Origin of the sequence: Pseudomonas sp. NBRC 111127, assembly GCF_001320345.1 — a bacterium.
GTDB lineage: Bacteria > Pseudomonadota > Gammaproteobacteria > Pseudomonadales > Pseudomonadaceae > Aquipseudomonas > Aquipseudomonas juntendi.
The window spans coordinates 1-20,506 of record NZ_BCBD01000052.1 but is presented as its reverse complement, the minus strand read 5'-3'; the positions used below and the strand labels follow the sequence as shown (position 1 = coordinate 20,506).

The 20,506-nt window shown below is 63.9% G+C and carries 17 protein-coding genes and 1 pseudogene; 11 read left to right on the top strand and 7 right to left on the bottom strand.

Translation table 11 applies throughout. The annotated features are described in order from the left end of the window. Positions 1 to 1,431, bottom strand: coding sequence for a PLP-dependent aminotransferase family protein (locus tag APH30_RS12175; protein WP_161893043.1), 1,431 nt, complete (start codon positions 1,429 to 1,431; stop codon positions 1 to 3). Between the two features lie 179 nt (positions 1,432 to 1,610). Here APH30_RS12175 and APH30_RS12170 point away from each other — a divergent pair, with 179 nt between their 5' ends. Further along, positions 1,611 to 1,841, top strand: a complete 231-nt coding sequence (locus APH30_RS12170; protein ID WP_029885735.1) for a DUF1127 domain-containing protein — start codon at positions 1,611 to 1,613, stop codon at positions 1,839 to 1,841. A 14-nt stretch (positions 1,842 to 1,855) separates the two neighbouring features. Here APH30_RS12170 and APH30_RS12165 read toward each other — a convergent pair whose 3' ends face one another. Further along, complete coding sequence (locus APH30_RS12165; RefSeq protein WP_054912679.1) at positions 1,856 to 3,148, bottom strand: FAD-binding oxidoreductase; 1,293 nt, start codon at positions 3,146 to 3,148, stop codon at positions 1,856 to 1,858. 192 nt (positions 3,149 to 3,340) lie between these two features. Here APH30_RS12165 and APH30_RS12160 point away from each other — a divergent pair, with 192 nt between their 5' ends. Next, positions 3,341 to 3,694: a YkgJ family cysteine cluster protein gene (locus tag APH30_RS12160; protein ID WP_009682925.1), complete on the top strand. Its 354-nt coding sequence runs from the start codon at positions 3,341 to 3,343 to the stop codon at positions 3,692 to 3,694. A gap of 2 nt (positions 3,695 to 3,696) precedes the next feature. Here APH30_RS12160 and dadR read toward each other — a convergent pair whose 3' ends face one another. Next, the gene (gene dadR, locus APH30_RS12155; protein WP_003258963.1) at positions 3,697 to 4,185 is read right to left on the bottom strand and encodes a transcriptional regulator DadR; all 489 of its coding nucleotides are present in this window, start codon (positions 4,183 to 4,185) and stop codon (positions 3,697 to 3,699) included. A 156-nt stretch (positions 4,186 to 4,341) separates the two neighbouring features. Here dadR and dadA point away from each other — a divergent pair, with 156 nt between their 5' ends. From dadA to APH30_RS12125, 5 genes are all read left to right on the top strand, one after another. After that, entirely contained in the window at positions 4,342 to 5,646 is a 1,305-nt protein-coding gene (gene dadA / locus APH30_RS12150) for a D-amino acid dehydrogenase (RefSeq protein WP_054912678.1), read from the top strand. A 298-nt stretch (positions 5,647 to 5,944) separates the two neighbouring features. After that, positions 5,945 to 7,018 (top strand): alanine racemase, encoded by a 1,074-nt coding sequence (gene alr, locus APH30_RS12140; protein WP_054912676.1) that lies wholly within the window; start codon positions 5,945 to 5,947, stop codon positions 7,016 to 7,018. A 108-nt stretch (positions 7,019 to 7,126) separates the two neighbouring features. Then, positions 7,127 to 7,675, top strand: a complete 549-nt coding sequence (locus APH30_RS12135) for a cupin domain-containing protein (RefSeq protein ID WP_009682929.1) — start codon at positions 7,127 to 7,129, stop codon at positions 7,673 to 7,675. Positions 7,676 to 7,829: 154 nt separating this feature from the next. Further along, a complete protein-coding gene (locus APH30_RS12130; RefSeq protein ID WP_033690433.1) occupies positions 7,830 to 8,234 on the top strand; it encodes a cytochrome c5 family protein in 405 nt (134 codons plus the stop codon). A 164-nt stretch (positions 8,235 to 8,398) separates the two neighbouring features. After that, positions 8,399 to 10,255, top strand: coding sequence for an acetyl-CoA hydrolase/transferase C-terminal domain-containing protein (locus tag APH30_RS12125; protein WP_054912675.1), 1,857 nt, complete (start codon positions 8,399 to 8,401; stop codon positions 10,253 to 10,255). A 124-nt stretch (positions 10,256 to 10,379) separates the two neighbouring features. On the opposite strand, the gene APH30_RS12120 is transcribed toward APH30_RS12125, so the two are convergent. Continuing rightward, positions 10,380 to 10,952: a xanthine phosphoribosyltransferase gene (locus tag APH30_RS12120; RefSeq protein WP_009683322.1), complete on the bottom strand. Its 573-nt coding sequence runs from the start codon at positions 10,950 to 10,952 to the stop codon at positions 10,380 to 10,382. Positions 10,953 to 11,016: 64 nt separating this feature from the next. Further along, positions 11,017 to 13,026 (bottom strand): DNA helicase Rep, encoded by a 2,010-nt coding sequence (gene rep / locus APH30_RS12115; protein WP_029887601.1) that lies wholly within the window; start codon positions 13,024 to 13,026, stop codon positions 11,017 to 11,019. Positions 13,027 to 13,323: 297 nt separating this feature from the next. On the opposite strand from rep, the gene APH30_RS12110 reads away from it, so the two are divergent. Further along, positions 13,324 to 14,991, top strand: a complete 1,668-nt coding sequence (locus APH30_RS12110; protein WP_054912674.1) for a bifunctional diguanylate cyclase/phosphodiesterase — start codon at positions 13,324 to 13,326, stop codon at positions 14,989 to 14,991. Positions 14,992 to 15,075: 84 nt separating this feature from the next. Here the strand turns inward: APH30_RS12110 and APH30_RS12105 are convergent, their stop codons facing one another. Continuing rightward, positions 15,076 to 16,464, bottom strand: coding sequence for a NorM family multidrug efflux MATE transporter (locus APH30_RS12105; RefSeq protein ID WP_054912673.1), 1,389 nt, complete (start codon positions 16,462 to 16,464; stop codon positions 15,076 to 15,078). 153 nt (positions 16,465 to 16,617) lie between these two features. Between APH30_RS12105 and APH30_RS12100 the strand changes: the two genes are divergently transcribed. The 3 genes and pseudogenes from APH30_RS12100 (at position 16,618) to APH30_RS29950 (ending at position 19,618) form a co-directional block, all read left to right on the top strand. Continuing rightward, positions 16,618 to 17,544 (top strand): LysR substrate-binding domain-containing protein, encoded by a 927-nt coding sequence (locus APH30_RS12100; RefSeq protein WP_054912672.1) that lies wholly within the window; start codon positions 16,618 to 16,620, stop codon positions 17,542 to 17,544. Continuing rightward, a pseudogene (locus APH30_RS29955) lies at positions 17,519 to 18,763 on the top strand (Cache 3/Cache 2 fusion domain-containing protein); the annotation flags it as partial. The gene APH30_RS12100 and the pseudogene APH30_RS29955, both read left to right, overlap by 26 nt. Beyond that, on the top strand, positions 18,758 to 19,618 hold the full coding sequence (locus APH30_RS29950; protein ID WP_371105801.1) for a methyl-accepting chemotaxis protein: 861 nt from the start codon (positions 18,758 to 18,760) through the stop codon (positions 19,616 to 19,618). The pseudogene APH30_RS29955 and the gene APH30_RS29950, both read left to right, overlap by 6 nt. A gap of 130 nt (positions 19,619 to 19,748) precedes the next feature. Here the strand turns inward: APH30_RS29950 and APH30_RS12090 are convergent. After that, a partial coding sequence (locus tag APH30_RS12090; protein ID WP_156326443.1) for a VOC family protein occupies positions 19,749 to 20,506 on the bottom strand: 758 nt, incomplete at its 5' end.

Sequence of the window (20,506 nt, the reverse complement as noted above, 5' to 3'; positions counted from 1 at the left end):
TTACGCGTCGGCGCTTTCTTCATCCAGTAGACGAAGGGCGGTTTCACCTACCTTGCGTACGGCAGCCTCGATCTGTGGCGTCGGCCGCGCGGCGAAGTTCATGCGCAGGCAGTGGCGGAACTTGCCCGAGGCCGAGAAGATACTGCCCACCGCCACCTGAACACCTTGCTCCAGTAAAGCGCGGTTCAGCCGCAGCGTGTCGAAATGTTCGGGGAATTCCACCCACAGCATGAAGCCGCCCTGCGGCCGGCTGACCCGGGTACCCGCCGGGAAGTAGCGCGTTACCCAATCGCTCATCAGGTCACGGCCACGCTGGTACTGGCTGCGCATGCGCCGCATGTGGGGCTGGTAGTGCCCGCCGGCGATGAAATCGGCAATTGCCAGTTGCGGCTGGCTGGCGCTGCTGCCGGTACTGATGTATTTCATGTGCAGCACCCGTTCCAGATAGCGCCCAGGTGCCACCCAGCCCACCCGCAGGCCGGGGGCCAGGGTTTTGGAGAACGAACTGCAGAGCAACACGCGGCCATCGTCGTCGAATGACTTGAGGGTGCGCGGGCGCGGGTAGGTGTAGGCCAGGTCGCCGTACACATCGTCTTCCAGGATCGCCACGTCATAGCGCTGGGCCAGGCTGAGCAAGGCCTTCTTGCGCGCCTCGGGCATGATGTAGCCGAGTGGGTTGTTACAGCTGGGGGTGATCTGAATGAGCTTGATCGGCCACTGCTCCAGGGCCAGCTCCAGCGCTTCCAGGCTGATGCCGGTGACCGGGTCGGTGGGGATCTCCAGCGCTTTCATGCCCAGGCCCTTGAGGGTTTGCATGGCGCCGTGGAAGCTGGGCGAGTCGACCGCAACGATGTCGCCTGGCTCGCAAACCGCGCGAATGCTGCATGACAGCGCTTCATGGCAGCCGGTGGTGATCACCAGGTCGGCCGGGCCCAGGCGGCAGCCGGAATCGAGCATCAGCCGCGCTACCTGCTCGCGCAGCGCCAGGTTGCCATGGATATTGTCGTAATACAGCCCCGGCATGTCCTGGCGCCGGCTCAACTGGGCGAGGCTGCGTAGCAAAGGCTTGAGGGTGGGGCTGTCGATATCGGGCATGCCGCGGCCGAGCTGCACCACGTCCTTGTGCGGGGTGCTGCGCACCAGCTCGAGTACCTGTTCCCATTGCGAGATGTCCACAGGGCGCTGGGCCGGGCGGCTGACTGCAGGCAGCGCTGGCAGCTGGCGGTGGTCGCTGACGAAATAGCCGGACTTGGGCCTGGGCGAGACCATGCCGCTGTCTTCGAGCATGCGGTAGGCCTGCTGCACGGTGCTCAGGCTGACCCCGTGCTCCACGCTCAGGGCGCGTACCGACGGCAGGCGCTGGCCTGGGCGATACAGGCCCTGCTCGATGCGGGCACCGAGCAGTTCGGCGAGGTTGAGGTAAAGGGTCAAGGCATACTCCTGGGCTACCTGCAGGCAGCGACCGGTACAGTTGCCTGGAAAATACAGCATTCAGTCGGCCGCCAGCCAATGCTGTATGGGAATAATAAGGCTGTTTTGGATCTGTATTGCCGGTATCGCCCTCGCGCATGCTTTCCCTACGGTATCGACTGAACGGGGAGGGTGCGGTGATGGGGGGCATGAGCGATGTGCGCTTGCAGCTGTTGGCCAAGGAACTGGAAACCGAGCAGCAGGCCAAGGTGTTCAACGCGCCGCAGGGGTTGGGGCGCTGGGGCCTGATGCTGCACCGCTGGCGTACCCGCAGGGCGCTGTTGCAGTTGACCGATGCCGAGCTGCGCGATGTTGGGCTGAGCTGGGAGCAGGCGCGGCTCGAAGGCCGCAAACCCTTCTGGAAGGACTGATGTGCTGTATGGCTTCAGAGCAGCTCTTTGAGCCGGTGCCACAGCATCCCCAAGGCCAATAGCGGCGAGCGCAGGTGCTGGCCGCCAGGGAAGGTGATATGTGGCACCTTGGCGAACAGGTCGAAGCGCCCGCTTTCCTGGCCGCTGATGGCTTCGCCCAGCAGGCGCGCGGCCAGGTGGGTGGCGTTGAGCCCATGGCCCGAGTAGGCCTGGGCGTAATACACGTTCGGCTGGCTGCCCAGCCGGCCGACCTGCGGCAGGCGGTTGGCGCCGATGCCGATCATGCCGCCCCACTGGTAATCGACGCGTACGTTGGCCAATTCGGGGAACACCTTGAGCATCTTCGGCCGCATGTAGGCGGCGATGTCCTTCGGGTCTCGCCCCGAGTAGTGGCAGGCACCGCCGAACAGCAGCCGGTTGTCGGCTGACAGGCGATAGTAATCCAGGGCTACCCGTTGGTCGCACACTGCCATGTTCTGCGGCAGCAGCCTGCGGGCGCGTTCCTCGCCCAGTGGCTCGGTGGCGATGATGTAGCTGCCCGCTGGCAGCACCTTGCCGCCCAATTCCCGGTTGAGGTTGTTGTGGTAGGCGTTGCAGCACAGCACCAGGGTCTTGGCGCGCACCCGGCCTTGGGCGGTATGCACTTGCACTGATGTGCCGTAGTCGATGCGGGTAACTTCGGACTGCTCGAACAGCTTTACCCCCAGGCGCGCGGCCACGGCCGCTTCGCCCAGGGCCAGGTTGAGCGGGTGCAGGTGCCCGGAGCCCATGTCGATCAGCCCACCCACATAGCAGTCGGCGCCGACCACGCTGTGGATATCGTCCTTGCCGACCAGGCGCAGCTCGTGTGGGTAGCCGAGGCTACGCAGCTCTTCGGCGTCTTCGGCAAAGCCCAGCAGCTCGGCGGGTTTGTTGGCCAGATCGCAGTAGCCCCAGGTCAGGTCGCAGGCAATGGCATGCCGCTCCACTCGCTTGCGCACGATCTGCACGGCCTCCAGGCCCATCAGCTTCATGCTGCGCACGCCGTCCTCGCCAATCACCGGCAGAAACTGCTCCAGACCATGGCCGACCCCGCGAATCAGCTGGCCGCCGTTGCGCCCACTGGCGCCCCAGCCAAGTTTGCGCGCTTCCAGCAGGATGACCGAGAAGCCGCGCTCGGCCAACTCGATGGCCGTGTTCAGGCCTGAATAGCCACCCCCGACGATGCACACGTCGGCACTGTGCTCGCCTTGCAGGAAAGCGTGGTCAGGGTGTGGCGCGCTGCTGGCGGCGTAGTAGGAGGCGGCGTGCTGCGCGCTGTGGATCATGGCGTCGGTCCTGGGGCTGGTGGGCGAGGGAGGAGGATAAGCCGGGGCTCTGGGGTGGGCAACCGGCCCCACCCCAGAGCCAGCGCCCACAGGGTCTGTGCAAGGGCGGAGACCGGTGGTGTGCCTGTGGAAGCTGGCCTGCCGGCGATTGCCCTATAATCCAACCCCTGTTTTTCAATTTTGTACTTAGCCATGTCCTGCAACCGCCACAAGATCCACTTCCTGCGCGAACTCATCCCTGCCTTCGAGTGCGAACCCGGCTGCCACGACTGCTGCGGCCCGGTCACCACTTCGGCCGAAGAAATGGCCCGCCTGCCGCGCAAGTCCCAGGCCGAGCAGGATGCCGCCCTGGCGCGCCTGGACTGTGTGCACCTGGGCCCCAACGGCTGCACGGTGTATGAAGAACGGCCGATGATCTGCCGCTTGTTCGGCACCACCCCGCGCATGGCCTGCCCCCGTGGCCGGGGCCCTGAGCCGATGATCGACCCTGGCGCCGAGCAGCTCGTTCACCAGTTCATCGCCAGCACCCGCCAGGTGTTGGTCTAGCGTCAGTCCGGAATCGGCAGGCAGAGGCTCTCCTTCACCTCTTCCATCACGATGTAGCTCTTCGACTCGCGCACGTGCGGCAGCTTCAGCAGGATGTCGCCGAGCAGCTTGCGGTATGAGGCCATCTCGGAAATGCGCGCTTTCACCAGGTAGTCGAAGTCACCGGAAACCAGGTGGCACTCCAGCACGTGCGGCAGCTTCAGCACCGCGCGGCGGAACTCTTCGAAGGTGTCACCCGACTTGTAGTCCAGGCTGATTTCCACGAACACCAGCAGGCTACCCTTGAGGTGCTGCGGGTTCAGGCGGGCGTTGTAGCCCATGATGATGCCCTCGCGCTCGAGGCGGCGAACCCGCTCGGTGCAAGGGGTGGTGGACAGCCCGACTTTCTCGCCCAGTTCGGTGAAGGAAATACGCCCGTCATTCTGCAGGATACGCAGAATGTTGCGGTCGATCTTGTCCAGTTCACGCTTGCTCTGGTGCTGGGTTCTCATAGGGGATGCCCCTCCGTGAAAGGCGATTATGCCGAGAATTCTCGCCAATAATAGGCTTTTATATAGTGAATTGCACTGCCCTCGAATTTCTATACTGCGCCCATCCATGCCATTTCCATAAAAGTCTGCGGCGTGCCGCGTGTGAGGGATACAACGATGCGAGTTCTGGTACTTGGTAGCGGTGTGATTGGAACCGCCAGTGCCTACTACCTGGCCCGGCAAGGTTTCGAAGTGACGGTGGTCGACCGCCAGCCGGCGGTGGCCATGGAAACCAGCTTCGCCAACGCCGGCCAGATCTCGCCCGGCTATGCCTCGCCCTGGGCCGCCCCGGGTGTGCCCCTGAAGGCCATCAAATGGCTTATGGAGCGCCATGCACCTTTGGCAATCAAGCTCACCGGTGACGTTGACCAGTACCTGTGGATGGCCCAGATGCTGCGCAACTGCACCGCCAGCCGTTATGCGGTGAACAAGGAGCGCATGGTGCGCCTGTCCGAGTACAGCCGTGACTGCCTCGACGAGCTGCGCGCCGAAACCGGCATCAATTACGAAAACCGCAGCCTGGGCACCACCCAGCTGTTCCGTACCCAGGCCCAGGTCGATGCTGCGTCCAAGGATATCGCCGTGCTCGAGCAGTCTGGCGTACCGTACGAATTGCTGGACCGCGATGGCATTGCCCGCGTCGAGCCGGCCCTGGCCGGGGTGAAAGACATTCTCGCTGGCGCCCTGCGCCTGCCCAACGACCAGACCGGCGACTGCCAGCTGTTCACCACCAAGCTGGCCGACATGGCGCTGAAGCTGGGCGTGGAGTTCCGCTTCGGCCAGGACATCCAGCGCCTGGACTTCGCCGGCGACCGCATCAATGGCGTGTGGATCGACGGCAAGCTGGAAACCGCCGACCGCTATGTGCTGGCGCTGGGCAGCTATTCGCCACACATGCTCAAGCCGCTGGGGATCAAAGCCCCGGTCTATCCGCTGAAGGGCTACTCGCTGACCGTGCCGATCACCAATGGCGACATGGCGCCGACCTCGACCATTCTCGACGAGACCTACAAGGTTGCGATCACCCGTTTCGACAACCGTATCCGCGTTGGCGGCATGGCTGAGATCGCCGGTTTTGACCTGTCGCTCAACCCGCGTCGGCGTGAAACACTGGAGATGATCGTCAACGACCTTTATCCTCGCGGCGGTGATCTGAGCCAGGCCAGTTTCTGGACCGGTCTGCGTCCGGCCACCCCGGACGGTACACCGATTGTCGGTGCCACGGCGTTCCGCAACCTGTTCCTCAATACCGGTCACGGCACCCTGGGCTGGACCATGGCGTGCGGCTCCGGGCGCCTGCTGGCAGACCTGATCGCGCGCAAGAAGCCGCAGATCAGCGCCGAGGGCCTGGACATTTCCCGGTATGGCAACAGCCGGGAAGTGGCCAAGCACGGGCATGCTGCGCCGGCTCACCAGCAGTAAGGTCGCCTGTACCGGCCTCATCGCCGGCAAGCCAGCTCCCACAGGATCTCCGCAGTTCTCAGGCCCTGTGAGAGTCCTGTGGGAGCTGGCTTGCCGGCGATGAATCCAACACCGATTTCAACCCGAACCACCATAAGGCACCCGCCATGCGACCCGCCCGCGCTCTGATCGACCTCCAGGCCGATGCCTCCCACAGGATCTCCACAGTTCTCAGGCCCTGTGAGAGCCCTGTGGGAGCTGGCTTGCCGGCGATGAATCCAACACCGATTTCTAATTGAACCACCATAAGGCAGCCGCCATGCGTCCCGCCCGCGCCCTGATCGACCTCCAGGCCCTGCGCCACAACTACCGTCTGGCCCGTGAACTGACCGGTGCCAAAGCCCTCGCCGTGATCAAGGCCGATGCCTACGGCCACGGTGCCGTGCGCTGTGCCCTGGCCCTGGAGGCCGAAGCCGATGGCTTTGCCGTGGCCTGTATCGAAGAGGCGCTGGAACTGCGCGGTGCCGGTATCAAGGCCCCGGTGCTGCTGCTGGAAGGTTTTTTCGAAGCCAGCGAGCTGGCACTGATCGCCGAGCACGATCTGTGGTGCGTGGTGCACTCGCTGTGGCAGCTCGAGGCGATCGAGAAAGCGCAACTGCGCAAGCCGCTAAGTGTCTGGCTGAAGCTGGACAGCGGCATGCACCGGGTGGGCTTGCACCCCAAGGATTACCACGAGGCCTACCAGCGCCTGCTGGCCAGCGGCAAGGTCGCGCGGATTGTACTGATGACCCACTTCGCCCGTGCCGACGAACTGGATGCTGACGCCACCGCGCAGCAGATCGCCGTGTTCGAAGCCGCACGCCAGGGCCTTGCGGCCGAGTGCAGCCTGCGAAACTCCCCCGGTGTGCTGGGCTGGCCGCAAGCGCCCAGCGACTGGGTGCGCCCAGGCCTTATGCTGTATGGCGCCACGCCCTTCGAGGTGGCGCAGGCCGAAGCCGCGCGCCTGCAGCCGGTGATGACCCTGCAATCGCGGGTGATCAGCGTGCGTGAGCTGCCCGCCGGCCAACCGGTGGGCTACGGTGCCAAGTTCGTCAGCCCGCGGCCGACCCGTGTTGGCGTGGTGGCCATGGGGTACGCCGATGGCTACCCGCGCCAGGCGCCCAATGGCACGCCGGTGCTGGTGGCTGGCAAGCGCGCCCCGTTGATCGGCCGGGTGTCGATGGACATGCTCAGCATCGACCTCACCGATGTGCCCGACGCCACGGTGGGTAGCCCGGTCGAACTGTGGGGCAAGCAGGTACTGGCCAGTGAAGTGGCGGCACAGGCTGGCACCATTCCTTACCAGCTCTTCTGCAACCTGAAACGGGTCCCCCTGGACTACGTCGGCGAATGACACGCTGATGCGGACAGGTTGAGGGCGGTGTGTTGTAAATACTGAACGGCATTGCCATGATATCGTTCACATCCACCCCCCTTTCTACCGTTTCAGGAGGCTCCAGCTTTGGACGTCGGCGAACGACTGCAAGCCATCCGCAAGCTCAAGGGCCTGTCCCAGCGCGAACTCGCCAAGCGCGCCGGGGTGACCAACAGCACCATCTCGATGATCGAGAAGAACAGCGTAAGCCCCTCCATCAGCTCGTTGCGCAAGGTGCTGAGTGGCATTCCCATGTCCATGGTCGAATTCTTTTCGGTCGAACTGGAGGCGCAGAGCCCTGCGCAAATTGTCTACAAAGCCCACGAGCTGATCGATATCTCGGACGGTGCGGTAACCATGAAGCTGGTCGGCAAGTCGCACCCCAACCGCGCCATTGCCTTCCTGACCGAGGTCTACCCGCCGGGCGCCGACACCGGTGCCGAAATGCTGACCCATGACGGTGAGGAAACCGGCATTCTGCTCGAAGGCCGCCTTGAGCTGGTGGTCGGCAACGAGATCTTCATCCTCGAGGAAGGCGACAGCTACTACTTCGAAAGCACCCGCCCGCACCGCTTTCGCAACCCGTTCGACCAGCCTGCACGGCTGATCAGTGCCGCTACGCCCTCAAACTTTTGATCCAGCGCAGTGCATTGATTCGGCAATACCCCTTTCCCGTGTAGGGTCGTTTCACCGCCTTCAGGTTGCCGCTATACTTTTCAGCGCTCGCTGTTTCGTGGCCGCGGGCGTGATTAGCCACCATGAGGGTGTTCGCGTGAACCAAATCAAGAAGATGCTGGCCGTACCAGCAGCCGTATTCGCCCTCTGGGCAATGAGCGCAACCGCTGCGACCAATGACGACATTGCCAAGCGCCTGGAACCCGTTGGCCAGGTCTGTGTGCAGGGCCAGGAGTGCAAAGGCATGGAAGTGGCGGCGACCGCGGGTGGCGGTGGTGCCAAGACCCCGGACGAGATCATTGCCAAGCACTGCAATGCCTGCCATGGCAGCGGCCTGCTCGGCGCGCCCAAGGTGGGTGATACCGCGGCCTGGAAGGAGCGAGCCGACCACCAGGGCGGCCTGGATGGCATCCTGGCCAAGGCCATTACCGGCATCAACGCCATGCCACCGAAGGGTACCTGCGCGGACTGCTCGGACGACGACCTGAAAGGGGCGATCAAGAAGATGTCCGGGCTGTGAGCTGCAGCTGAATTTCACCAGGCCCGCCATTGATGGCGGGCTTTGTTTTTGTGGCGGCTGTGCCGGCCTCTTTGCGGCTTTGGCCGCGAAAGGGCCCGCACCGGCAACCAACTCGCTTGAGCTCATGTCCAACCCCTGAACCCACGGATGTCTCAGGAGGCCCCATGCACCTCTGCTCCATCGACCAGGCTGTCGAGCAGGTCCTGGCACGCCTGCCAGCCCATATCCACATGGGCCTGCCGCTGGGCCTGGGCAAGCCCAATGCCTTCGTCAACGCCCTCTACGCCCGCGTGCGCGAACTGCCCGAACGGCGGCTGACCATCTACACCGCCCTGTCACTGGGCCGGCCGGCACTGGGCGACGGGCTGCAGCGGCGCTTTCTGGAGCCTTTTGTCGAGCGCGTGTTCGCCGACTATGAAGAGCTCACCTACCTCAACGACCTGCGCAACGACACATTGCCCGCCAACATCCGCGTCGAGCAGTTCTTCATGCAGCCGGGCAGCTTGCTGCACAGCGAATCGGCGCAGCAGGACTACGTCAGCAGCAATTACAGCCACGCCGCGCGTGATATCAACGCCAAGGGCCTGAACCTGATCGCCCAACTGGTGGCTGCCACGCCCGAAAAGCCCGTGCACCTGAGCCTGGCTTGCAACCCCGACATCACCCTCGACCTGCTGCCCATGGTCGCCAAACGCCGCGCTGCCGGTGAAACCATCCTCATGCTGGGGCAGGTGCACGCCGAGCTGCCTTACATGCCTGGCGATGCCGAGCTGCCGATCGACGCGTTCGACCTGTTGCTCGACGAGGCCGAACAACGCCGGCTGTTTTCCACACCGAACATGCCGGTCGGCATTCAGGACCACTGCATTGGCCTGCATGCCAGCAGCCTGGTGCGCGACGGCGGCACGCTGCAGATCGGTATTGGTGCCATGGGCGATGCGGTCGCCGCGGCATTGCTGGCGCGCCAGGGCGACAACGCTGGCTACCGCGCGGTGCTCGATGCACTCGATGTCGGCCCCTGGCAGGCGCTGATCGAACGGGAAGGGGGGCTGGATACCTTCGCTCAAGGCCTCTACGGCTGCAGCGAGATGTTCGTCAACGGCCTGCTGGTGCTGGCCGAGGCAGGCCTGTTGCGACGCCCGGCGGATGAGCAGGGCGCGTTGTTGCACGGTGGCTTCTTCCTTGGCCCGCAGGCGTTCTATCAGCGCTTGCGCGAGATGCCGCTGGAGCAGCGTGCACAGTTCGTCATGACCCGTATCAGCTTCATCAACGAACTCTATGGGCAAGAGGAACTCAAGCGCCGCCAGCGCCGCGATGCGCGCTTCATCAACACCGCATTCGGCATGACCCTGCTGGGTGCCGGGGTGGCCGACCAGCTGGAAGATGGCCGAGTGCTCAGTGGTGTCGGTGGGCAATACAACTTCGTTGCACAAGGCCATGCGCTGGAGGGTGGGCGCTCGATCCTGCTGTTGCGCAGTTGGCGCGAGTCGGGCGGTGAGGTGACGTCGAACATTTTCTGGGCGTACGGCCACTGCACCATCCCCCGACACCTGCGCGATATCGTGGTGACCGAATACGGCATCGCCGACCTGCGTGGGCAGACCGACAGCGAAGTGATTGCACGGTTGCTGGCGGTAAGCGATTCACGGTTCCAGCAGGGGCTGATCGAACAGGCCAAGAGTGCCGGCAAGCTGCACAAGGGCTTTGAGCTGGACGCGCGCTTTGCCGACAACACCCCGCAACGCCTTGAGGCGGTCAGGGCGCAGCATGCACGGTTGTTCCCCGAGTATCCGCTGGGTACGGACTTCACTGCCGAAGAGCAGGACCTGTTGCGGGCGCTGAACTGGTTGAAGAGCAAGTTCAAGTTGAGCGAGGTGCTGGAGCTGGGCAAGGCCGCGCTGGATGCGCCGGGGCCGGAGGGGTATGAGCAGCATCTGGAGCGGATGGGGCTGGATGCTCCGCAGGGGTTGAAGGAAGAACTTTATCAGCGGCTGTTGCTGGCGGGGTTGGCGGCTACCTGATGAATTGCCGGGGCTGCTTTGCAGCCCATCGCCGGCAAGCCAGCTCCCACAGGTACTGCACAAGGCTTGGGGCCTGTGAGGTCCATGTGGGAGCTGGCTTGCCGGCGATGAGGCCGGTACAGGCTTACTCGATGAAAGTGACCACACCACCTTCCAGCGACTTCACCCGGGCCAGCGATTCAACGCGGTAGCCCTGGCTGTCCAGCTCGGCGCGGCCGCCCTGGAACGACTTCTCGATGACGATACCCAGGCCGGCCACGGTGGCGCCGGCCTGCTTGATGATCGAGATCAGTGCCTGCGACGCCTTGCCGTTGGCCAGGAAGTCGTCGATCACCAGCACGCGGTCGCTGCTGTTGAGGTGGCGCGGCGAGATGGCCACGGTGTTCTCGGTCTGCTTGGTGAAGGAATACACCGAGGCGGTCAGCAGGTTTTCGGTCAGGGTCAGCGACTGGTGCTTGCGGGCGAAGATCACCGGTACGCCCAGCTTCAGGCCGGTCATCACTGCCGGGGCAATACCCGAGGCTTCGATGGTGACGATCTTGGTCACGCCAGCATCGGCGAACAGGCGGGCGAACTCGTCACCGATCAGCTGCATCAGCGCCGGGTCGATCTGGTGGTTGAGAAACGCGTCCACTTTGAGGACCTGATCGGAAAGCACGATGCCTTCTTCGCGAATCTTCTGATGCAGTGCTTCCACTGTGATTTCCTCGATGTAACAAAGGTGGCCGCTGGAGGCGGCAATATTAAAGAGTAATGGTTGATCAGCGTTTGAGCATTGCCCGGATGTCGGCCAGGGCGTTGTTGCCGCGTGCCGCCTTCACCTCGACCGGGGCGTCGTCCAGACCTTCCCAGGCCAGGTCGTCGGGTGGCAATTCGTCGAGGAACCGGCTGGGCGTACAGTCGATGATTTCACCGTACTGTTTGCGCTTGGCGGCGAAGGTAAAGGCCAGGGTCTGGCGGGCGCGGGTGATGCCCACATAGGCCAGGCGGCGCTCTTCTTCGATGGTGTCGGCCTCGATGCTGGAGCGGTGCGGGAGGATTTCCTCTTCCATGCCCATGATGAACACGTAAGGGAACTCCAGGCCTTTGGAGGCATGCAGGGTCATCATCTGCACCCCTTCGGCGTTCTCTTCTTCTTCCTGCTGGCGCTCGAGCATGTCGCGCAGCACCAGCTTGCCGATGGCGTCCTCGATGGTCATGTCACCCTCTTCATCCTTTTCGAGGGTGTTTTTCAGTGCGTCCACCAGGAACCAGACGTTGCTGATGCGGAAATCGGCGGCCTTGTCGCTGGCGGTCTGCTGGCGGATCCAGTTTTCGTAGTCGATGTCGCGGATCATCTCGTGCAGCGCGGCAATCGGGTCTTCCAGGGCGACCTTCTGGCGTACCCCGTCCAGCCAGTGCTTGAAGCGCTGCAAACGCTCGGTATAGCGGGCGTCCAGGTGTTCACCCAGGCCCAGCTCGTCGCTGGCGGCGTACATGGAAATGCCGCGCTCGGTGGAATAGTTGCCGAGCTTTTCCAGGGTGGTGGAGCCGATCTCGCGGCGCGGCACGTTGATCACCCGCAGGTAGGCGTTGTCGTCGTCCGGGTTCACCAGCAGGCGCAGGTAGGCCATCAGGTCCTTGACCTCCTGGCGGCCGAAGAAGCTGTTGCCGCCCGACAGGCGATACGGCACCTGGTGGTGCTGCAGTTTCAGCTCGATCAGCTTGGCCTGGTAGTTGCCGCGGTAGAGGATGGCAAAGTCGCTGTACGGGCGGTTGGTGCGCAGGTGCAAGGTGAGGATCTCCATGGCCACCCGTTCGGCCTCGGCTTCCTCGTTCTTGCAGCGGATCACGCGGATCTCGTCGCCTACACCCATCTCGCTCCACAGCTGTTTTTCGAACGCGTGCGGGTTGTTGGCGATCAGCACGTTGGCACAGCGCAGGATCCGGCTGGTGGAACGGTAGTTCTGCTCGAGCATCACGATCTTCAGGGAGGGGTAGTCCTCCTTGAGCAGCATCAGGTTCTCAGGGCGGGCACCGCGCCAGGCATAGATGGACTGGTCGTCGTCGCCCACCACGGTGAACTGGTTGCGCATGCCGATCAGCATCTTCACCAGCAGGTACTGGCTGGCGTTGGTGTCCTGGTACTCGTCCACCAGCAGGTAGCGCACGCGGTTCTGCCAGCGCTCCAGCACCTCGGGGTGCTCCTGGAACAGCTTCACCGGCTGCAGGATCAGGTCGTCGAAGTCCACTGCGTTGAACGCCTTGAGCGTGCGTTGGTAGTGGGTGTAGACGATGGCGGCGGTCTGCTCGCGCGGGTTGCGCGCCTTTTCCAGGGCTTCTGGCGGCAGGATCAGGTCGTTCTTCCAGGCACCGATCATGTTCTTGATCTCGTCGATGCCGTCGTCGCCTGAGTATTCCTTCTGCATGATGTCCGACAGCAACGCCTTGATGTCGGACTCGTCGAAGATCGAGAAGCCCGGCTTGTAGCCCAGCCGCTCGTGTTCCTTGCGGATGATGTTCAGGCCCAGGTTGTGGAAGGTACACACCGTCAGGCCGCGACCTTCCCCCGGGCGCAGCAAGGTGCCAACCCGCTCCTTCATCTCGCGCGCGGCCTTGTTGGTAAAGGTCATCGCCACGATGTACTGGGCACGAATGCCGCAGTTCTGGATCAGGTGGGCAATCTTGCGCGTGATCACGCTGGTCTTGCCCGAGCCTGCACCGGCGAGCACCAAAAGAGGGCCGCCGACATAGTCACGGGCTTCCTGCTGCCGGGGATTGAGTCGGGACATGCTAGAAACCGGGGGTCGCCAGAAAATAGCCGCGCATTCTAACAGGCATGGGCCCGTTGTGGCGTGACCGTCTGACGTCTGAGTCAGACTTTTATTGGCGCCCTGTATTAGTCAGGCTAATGCCAGGCACTGGAAAAATCGTATTTGCCGAACGGGCCTGATTTCGCGCAGGATGCACGACAAAATACGTCGGGTCGCCGCAGAGTCCGGTGTATGTATAAAATTGAAAATCATTTTCATCAATGCAGTAGCATATTCATCTTCTCTCGTTGTGCCGTGAAGCCCTAAGGAGCCCGCTTGTCCACGCCTGTCGAACCTCTGCGTTTGCTGCTGTTGGCTGATGAGCCGGAATGGGCCGTGCTGCTGCGCGAGTGCGTGCAGGGGTTGGGCGGCACTGCAGTGCTGTTGACGGCGCCTGACTGGGAGGCCGTCGACAGCCTTTTCAGCCATGACCGGCAAGCCGTGGTCCTGGCGACTGCGGCACTGCAACCAGCGCCGGGGCGCTGTGAGCTGCCGACCATCCTGCTGCTGGACGACGAGCCCGCGGTTGCCCCCAGCGGCGTCAGCGACTGGCTGGTGCGCCAACAGCTCAGCACCGATAGCCTGCGCCGCTCGCTGCGGCATGTGCGCGAACGCGGTGTGCTGGTGGCCACCTTGCAGCGCCTTGCCGAGCAAGACCCACTGACCGGTATCGCCAACCGCCAGGGCTTCCAGGCCTTGCTCACGGCACGGCTGGCTGAAAACGAAGGCCGGGGCGTTGCCCTCGGCCACCTCGACCTGGACAACTTCCGCCACGTCAACGACGCCCTTGGCCACCAGAGCGGTGACCGCCTGATCCTGCAGGTTGTGGCCCGGTTGAAACACCAACTGGAGGCAGGGGACCAGTTGGCGCGCCTGGGCAGCGACGAATTCGCGCTGCTGATCGACACGCGCCGCGACCCGAACCGCGCCGAATGGATTGCCGAACGCATCGTCGAGGCCCTGGCCGAGCCCTATTGGATCGATGGCGAAAGCTTGCTGTTGGGCTGCAGCCTGGGCCTGGCGCATGCCCGCGCCCAGGGCGGCGCCGACCCGCTGATGTGGCACGCGCACATCGCCATGCGCCAGGCCAAGGGTAGCCAGGGCTGCACCTTCCATGTGTTCAACGAGCGCATCAACCGTAATGCCCGCAGCCTGGCCGACCTGGAAAGCGAACTGCGCCGCGCCCTGCGCCGGGATGAACTGGAACTGCACTATCAACCCCGGCTGAACCTGGCCGATGGGCGCATCGTGGGGCTCGAGGCGCTGGTGCGCTGGCGGCACTCGGACCGGGGGCTGCTACCGCCCTGCGAGTTCGTGCCGCTGGCGGAGCAAAGCGGCCTGATCGTGCCATTGGGCTACTGGGTGATTTCCCGTGCGCTGCGCGACATGCAGGCGTTGTGCGAACGCGGCCTGGAGCCGCTGCACATGGCGGTCAACCTGAGCTTCCGCCAGTTCCAGGATAGCCAGCTGCTGGCCACCTTGAGCCGGCTGATCCTCGAGCACGGGGTGGATGCTCGCTGGCTGGAATTCGAACTGACCGAAACGGCGGTCATGCGCCGCAACGAGCTGGTACGCCAGACCATGGATGCGCTGGGCCGGCTGGGCGTGCGCTTCTCGCTGGATGACTTCGGCACCGGTTTTTCGTCGTTCGTACACCTGAACAGCCTGCCGATCACCTTGCTCAAGGTGGACCGCAGTTTCGTGGCCGAAATGGAAATGCGCGAGGAAAACCGCAAACTGGTGCACGCCATGATCAACCTGGCGCACAACCTCAACCTTGAGGTGGTGGCTGAAGGGGTGGAGAGTGAGGAGCAACTGGAGCTGCTGCGCGGGTTTGGTTGTGACCAGGTGCAAGGTTTTCTGGTCAGCAAGCCACTGCCGGTGGGGGAGTTGATGGAGTTTTTGCTGCAGGCGCCTGACCGTCAGTTGGGGGTTGTCCTTTAGGGCCCTTTCGCGGGCATGCCCGCTCCCACAGGGGGCGCGCACTGTACCTGTGGGAGCGGGCGTGCCCGCGAATAGGCCCTGAAGTCAGGCCGAGGCGGTAGCCTCTCCACCAATCCCAGCTTTCCTTAACAACCGCTTCATCCGCCACTCAAAACCAAAGGTCAGCGCCACGGCTGCGCACGCCAGCCCCAGCGCCAACCCCCACCAGATCCCGACCGCCCCGCCGCCCAGGTTGAACGCGAACAGCCAGGCGCTCGGCGCCCCTACCAGCCAATAGCAGCACAGCCCGATCAGGAAGGTGGTCTTGGCATCTTTCAGGCCGCGTATGGAGCCCATGGCGATGGTCTGCATGCCATCGAACAACTCGAACCAGGCGGCCACCATCAACAAGTGCACCGCCAGTTGGTAGATGGCGGCGAAGCCCGGGTCATTACGGTCTATGAACAGGCTCACCAGCGCCTCGGGCAACAGCAAAAACAGCGCGGCAAAGGCAAACATCACGGTTGCCCCGAAGCCGATGCCCACGCGCCCCGCGCTGCGCGCCGCCAGCAGGTTGCCGGCGCCGTAGTACAGGCCCACGCGCATGGTTACCGCATAGGAGAGCCCTGTCGGCACCATGAATGCCGTGGACACGATCTGCAGGGCGATCTGGTGGGCCGCCAGTTCGGTGCTGCCCAGCACTCCCATGCACAACGCGGCAAAGGCGAACAGGCCCACTTCCACCATGTAGGTGCCGCCAATCGGCAGGCCCAGCCGCCAGAGCTCACGCAGGGCGTGCAGCGATGGGCGCGACAGGCCCTTGCGCAGCGGGTAGGCGGCATAGGCCGGGTGCCAGCGGATGTACAACGACAGGGCAATGGCCATGCCCATCGACACCACCGCAGTGACCAGGCCGATACCCATCAGCCCGAGCCTGGGCAGGCCGAACATGCCCTCGATCAGCGCCACGTTGAGCAGGTAGTTCAGCACCGTGCCGACCAGGCTGATGACCATCACCGGGGTCGAACGGCCAAGGGCACTGGTGAACCCGCGCAAGGCCATGAAGGTCAGGTAACCGGGCAACGCCAGCGGCAGCAGGGTCAGAAACTGGGCAGCCGAGGCCACGTTCTCGGGCTGTTGCCCGAACAGCAGCAGTACCGGCTCAAGGTTCCACAGCACCAGCGCGGCGAACAGCGCCAGGCCCCAGGCCAGCCACAGGCCGTTCTGGGCCAGACGGGTGGCCCCTTCGATGTCGTTGGCGCCCTTGCGAATCGCCACCAGGGTACCCACTGCGGCGATCACCCCCAGGCAGAAAATCGACACGAAGGAATAGCTGGCCGCGCCCAGGCCACCGCCGGCCAAGGCCTGCGGGCTGATGCGGGCCATCATCAGGGTGTCGGTCAGCACCATCAGCATGTGCGCCAGCTGCGAGGCGATCAGCGGCCCGGACAGGCGCAACAAAGCCTTGAGTTCTGTAGTGGGCGCGACGTGCATGGGCTGTCCTTGTTCCTGAGGTGATCAACGAAGCGCGATTCTGAGGCTTTGGTCAACTTTGTACAAAAGGATAAAAACGATGGTTGGCATGAGTTGAACTCATGCCTGCAAGTTTCGGATAATTCGCCTCTGTCCTTAGATTGCAGGTGCCTCATGTCGCGCAAGCTACCTCCGCTGTATGCCTTGCGCGCATTCGAGGCCGCCGCGCGGCTCAGTTCGTTCACCCGCGCGGGCGAAGAGCTGTCGATCACGCAAAGTGCCATCAGCCGGCATATCCGTACCCTGGAAGAGCATTTCGCATGCCGCCTGTTCGTGCGCAGTGGCCGCACCCTGCTACTGACCGAAGCAGGGCGGGTATTGCTGCCGGGGGTGCGCGAAGGCTTTGCCGCGTTCGCCCGTGCCTGTGAAACCCTGTGTGGTGAAGATGACATCCTGCGCATGAAAGCACCTTCGACCCTGACCATGCGGTGGTTGCTGGCCTGCCTGAGCCGGTTTCGCCACCTGCAACCCGGTAACGAGGTACAGCTGACCAGCGCCTGGATGGATGTAGACCATGTGGACTTCAACCAGGAACCGTTCGATTGTGCGGTGTTGCTCAGCGATGGGGTGTTCCCGGCAGACTGGGAGGTGCGCAAGCTGTTCCCGGAGTTGTTGATTCCGGTCGGCGCACCGGACCTGCTTGGCGAAAAGCCCTGGAGCGTGTCCCGGCTGGCCGGTATCGAGCTGCTGCACCCCACGGTGGACAAGCGCGACTGGCGTGACTGGCTGCAGCGCATGGGCCTCGCTGGCAAGGTATCGCTCAAGGGTGGGCAGGTTTTCGACACGCTGGAGCTAAGCATGATTGCCGCAGCGCGTGGCTACGGCATCTCCATCGGCGACTTGCTGATGGTGGCCGAGGACGTGGCGCAGAAGCGCCTGAGCCTGCCCTGGCCGACGGCGGTGCCCAGTGGCATGGATTACTACCTGGTGTGGCCGCGTACCCGGCGCGGGGGCGAGCGGTTGCGCCGGTTGAGTGCATTTCTGGAACAGGAGGTGGCGGCCATGGATCTCCCGGATGTGGAAATTCTCCCGCCCCTTTGATGGCCCGTGCAGGCGACAGAAAACGTTTGCGAATATCCCGGCCCGACACTCAAGTATTTGCCCGCGACGCCGATTCACTGGCACCAGCGTCCCGGAAGAGGGCGCACTTCCCGTCGATAGAAAGCGGGCGGTCAGCGTGATCAGGACGATCCCGGCCTCTTGCCAGGAGCTTCACATGTCTCAACCCCGTGCCCGCATAGCCTCGCAGCTCGGTGTCGCCCTCGCCATCGTGCTGGCGCTGGTGATTTCCGGCAGTACCCTGTTTGCCCTGCGTTCGCTGGACGATGCCAACCTCGCCACACGCCAGGCGCACCTGGGCAGTGAAGCGCGCCTGCTGGCCGACCAGCTCGAAACCTTCCACAGTTCGCTCAAGGACAATACCCAGCGCCTCAGCGGGTTGTTCGAGCACCGCTTCGCCTCGGGCCTGTCGCTGCATGCCGGTGAAACGGTGCAGGTCGCCGGGCAGGCAACACCGGCGCTGTACCTGGGTGATCATTTGCTGAACAACGATTTTCAGCAGGTTGACGAATTCCAGCAGATGACCGCTGGCATCGCCACGGTGTTCGTGCGCAGTGGCGAAGACTTCGTGCGCATCAGCACCAACCTGAAGAAGCAGGACGGCAGCCGCGCCATCGGCACTCAGCTCGACCGTCAGCACCCGGCCTACCGCAAGTTGCTGGCCGGGCAGATGTACGTTGGCCGCGCCGTGTTGTTCGAGCGTAACTACATGACCCGCTATGTGCCGGTGAGTGACGGCAACGGCCGGGTAATTGCCGTATTGTTCGTTGGCTTCGACTACACCGATGCGCAGAACACCCAGTTTGCCAACCTCAAGCGTTTCCGCATTGGCCAGACCGGTTCGCTGGCCCTGCAGGACGAGAACGGCCAGTGGCTGGTGCCACCAGCCAATGCCGAGCAACCGCTGTACAGCGCAACGGCCGCATTTGCCGAAGGCCCGTGGACGGTGGTGGCGAGCATGCCGATGGCGGAAATCCGTGAGGTGACCTGGAGTGTAGGCCTGCGCCTGGCCATCGGCAGCCTGCTGGCCATGGTCCTGGCGGTGGCGGCTACCTTGTGGCTGTTGCGGCGCAAGCTGCGGCCGCTGGACGCGCTGGTGCGCCAGGCCGAAGCGCTGGGCGCAGGTGACCTGAGCGCGCGGCTGAGCGTGACCAGCCACGACGAAATCGGCCAACTGGCCAGCAGCTTCAACAAGATGGGCGAGGCCTTGTCAGGCATGGTCGAGCACATTCGCAGTGCGTCCGAGCAAGTCAGCTCGCGCGCCAAATCGTTGTCTGGCCTGTCGGCCGGGGCCTGCGAGGGCATGGAGCAGCAGTCCGGTGAAATCACCAGCATGGCCGGTGCGGTGGAGGAGTTCAGCGCCACCTCTATGAACATCGCCGACAACATGGCAGGCACCGAGCGCATGGCGCGTGACAATGCCCAGCAGACCCGCATCGGCCGCAGCGCCATGGATGAAGCATCGCGTTCGCTGAAGCAGATCGCCGATGCCCTCGGCGGTACGGCCACGGTGATGGACAGCCTGGGGGCACGCTCGCAGGAAATCGGCGGCATCATCAGCGTGATCACTGCCATCGCCGAACAGACCAACCTGCTGGCGTTGAATGCGGCCATCGAGGCTGCCCGCGCCGGTGAGCAGGGCCGCGGCTTTGCGGTGGTGGCGGACGAAGTGCGCAGCCTGGCCGCACGAACCCGCCAGGCCACGGATGAAATATCCGGGATGATCACCAGCATCCAGCAGCAGACCGGGCACGCCATCACGACGCTGGAGCAGGGTAACCAGCTGATGCAGGAAGGTCTGCAGCGCAATGACAAGGTGGCGCAAGCGCTGGCGCGTATCGACGAGCAGAGCCGTGCGGCGGGTGAGCAGTTCACGGTGATCAGTACGGCGACTCAGGAGCAGAGCAGCACGGCGACGGTGCTCAGCCGCAATTTGCAGAGCATTGCCCAGGCCAACGGCGAGCAGCGCGAGGTGGCCAATGAGCTGGCCTTTACCGCGCGGGAGCTGGAGGGGCTGGCGGCGCAGCTGCGGCAGGAAGTTGATCGTTTTCGCTGATATCGCAGGGGGCCGCTTTGCGGCCCATTCGCGGGCACGCCCGCTCCCACAGGTACAGCGCAAGCCTTGGGCCTGTGGGAGCGGGCGTGCCCGCGAATGGGGCGCAAAGCGCCCCCGGCGATCTACCGGCTTACATCGAACCTAGGTTCAACGCCTGCGCACAAGCCTGCAGCGACCGCCGCTCGCTTTGCGCATACAGCGCCAGTTCATCCTGCACCTGCAGCCCCAATGCCGCTTCAAAGGCATCGCGGTTGGCATTGCTGCCGTACTCGGCCTGCGCATCGTCACCCAGGTTGGACTGGAAGATGCCCGCCGCGCTCACCGGCAGGAAGTCCTCGTACACCAGCGCTTCGAAGTGCACATGGCCGGCCTCGATCAAGTCTTCTAGGGTAGTCGGGCGACCGTCCTGATCCCGCGCAGCCAGGCCTTTCTCGGTAGCGAAGTAACGGAAATACGCCAGGCCCTGCTCACGCATCTGCGCGAGGTCGTCCGGGAATTCGGCAAAGCTGTCCTTCAGCAGTGTCATGTAACGTTCGGCGTTGGCCTCGGCAGGCGCACCGCCCAAGGCAGCACGGGTGGCATCGAGCAGTTTGTCATACAGCTGGCGGCCTTTGGGCGTCAGCGCCGCACCCCGCTGTTCAATCTCGCCAAAGCGCGCGGTGTGGCTGCCTTCGCTGCCCTGCTGGTCGCTGAAGGCGACCTTTTCCTGCAGGGCCTTGAAGCTGGTCTGGCGCAGCAGGATCGGGTGGCGGCGGGTGGGCGGGCCTTCCACCACGGCCTTGGGCGGAATGCCCTTGGCCGGCATGCCGACCTGAATGGCATCGATGTCCAGCGTACGCGGGGTCAGGTGGTTGATGTGCGGACCCTTGAAGGCCACCACGTCGGCAA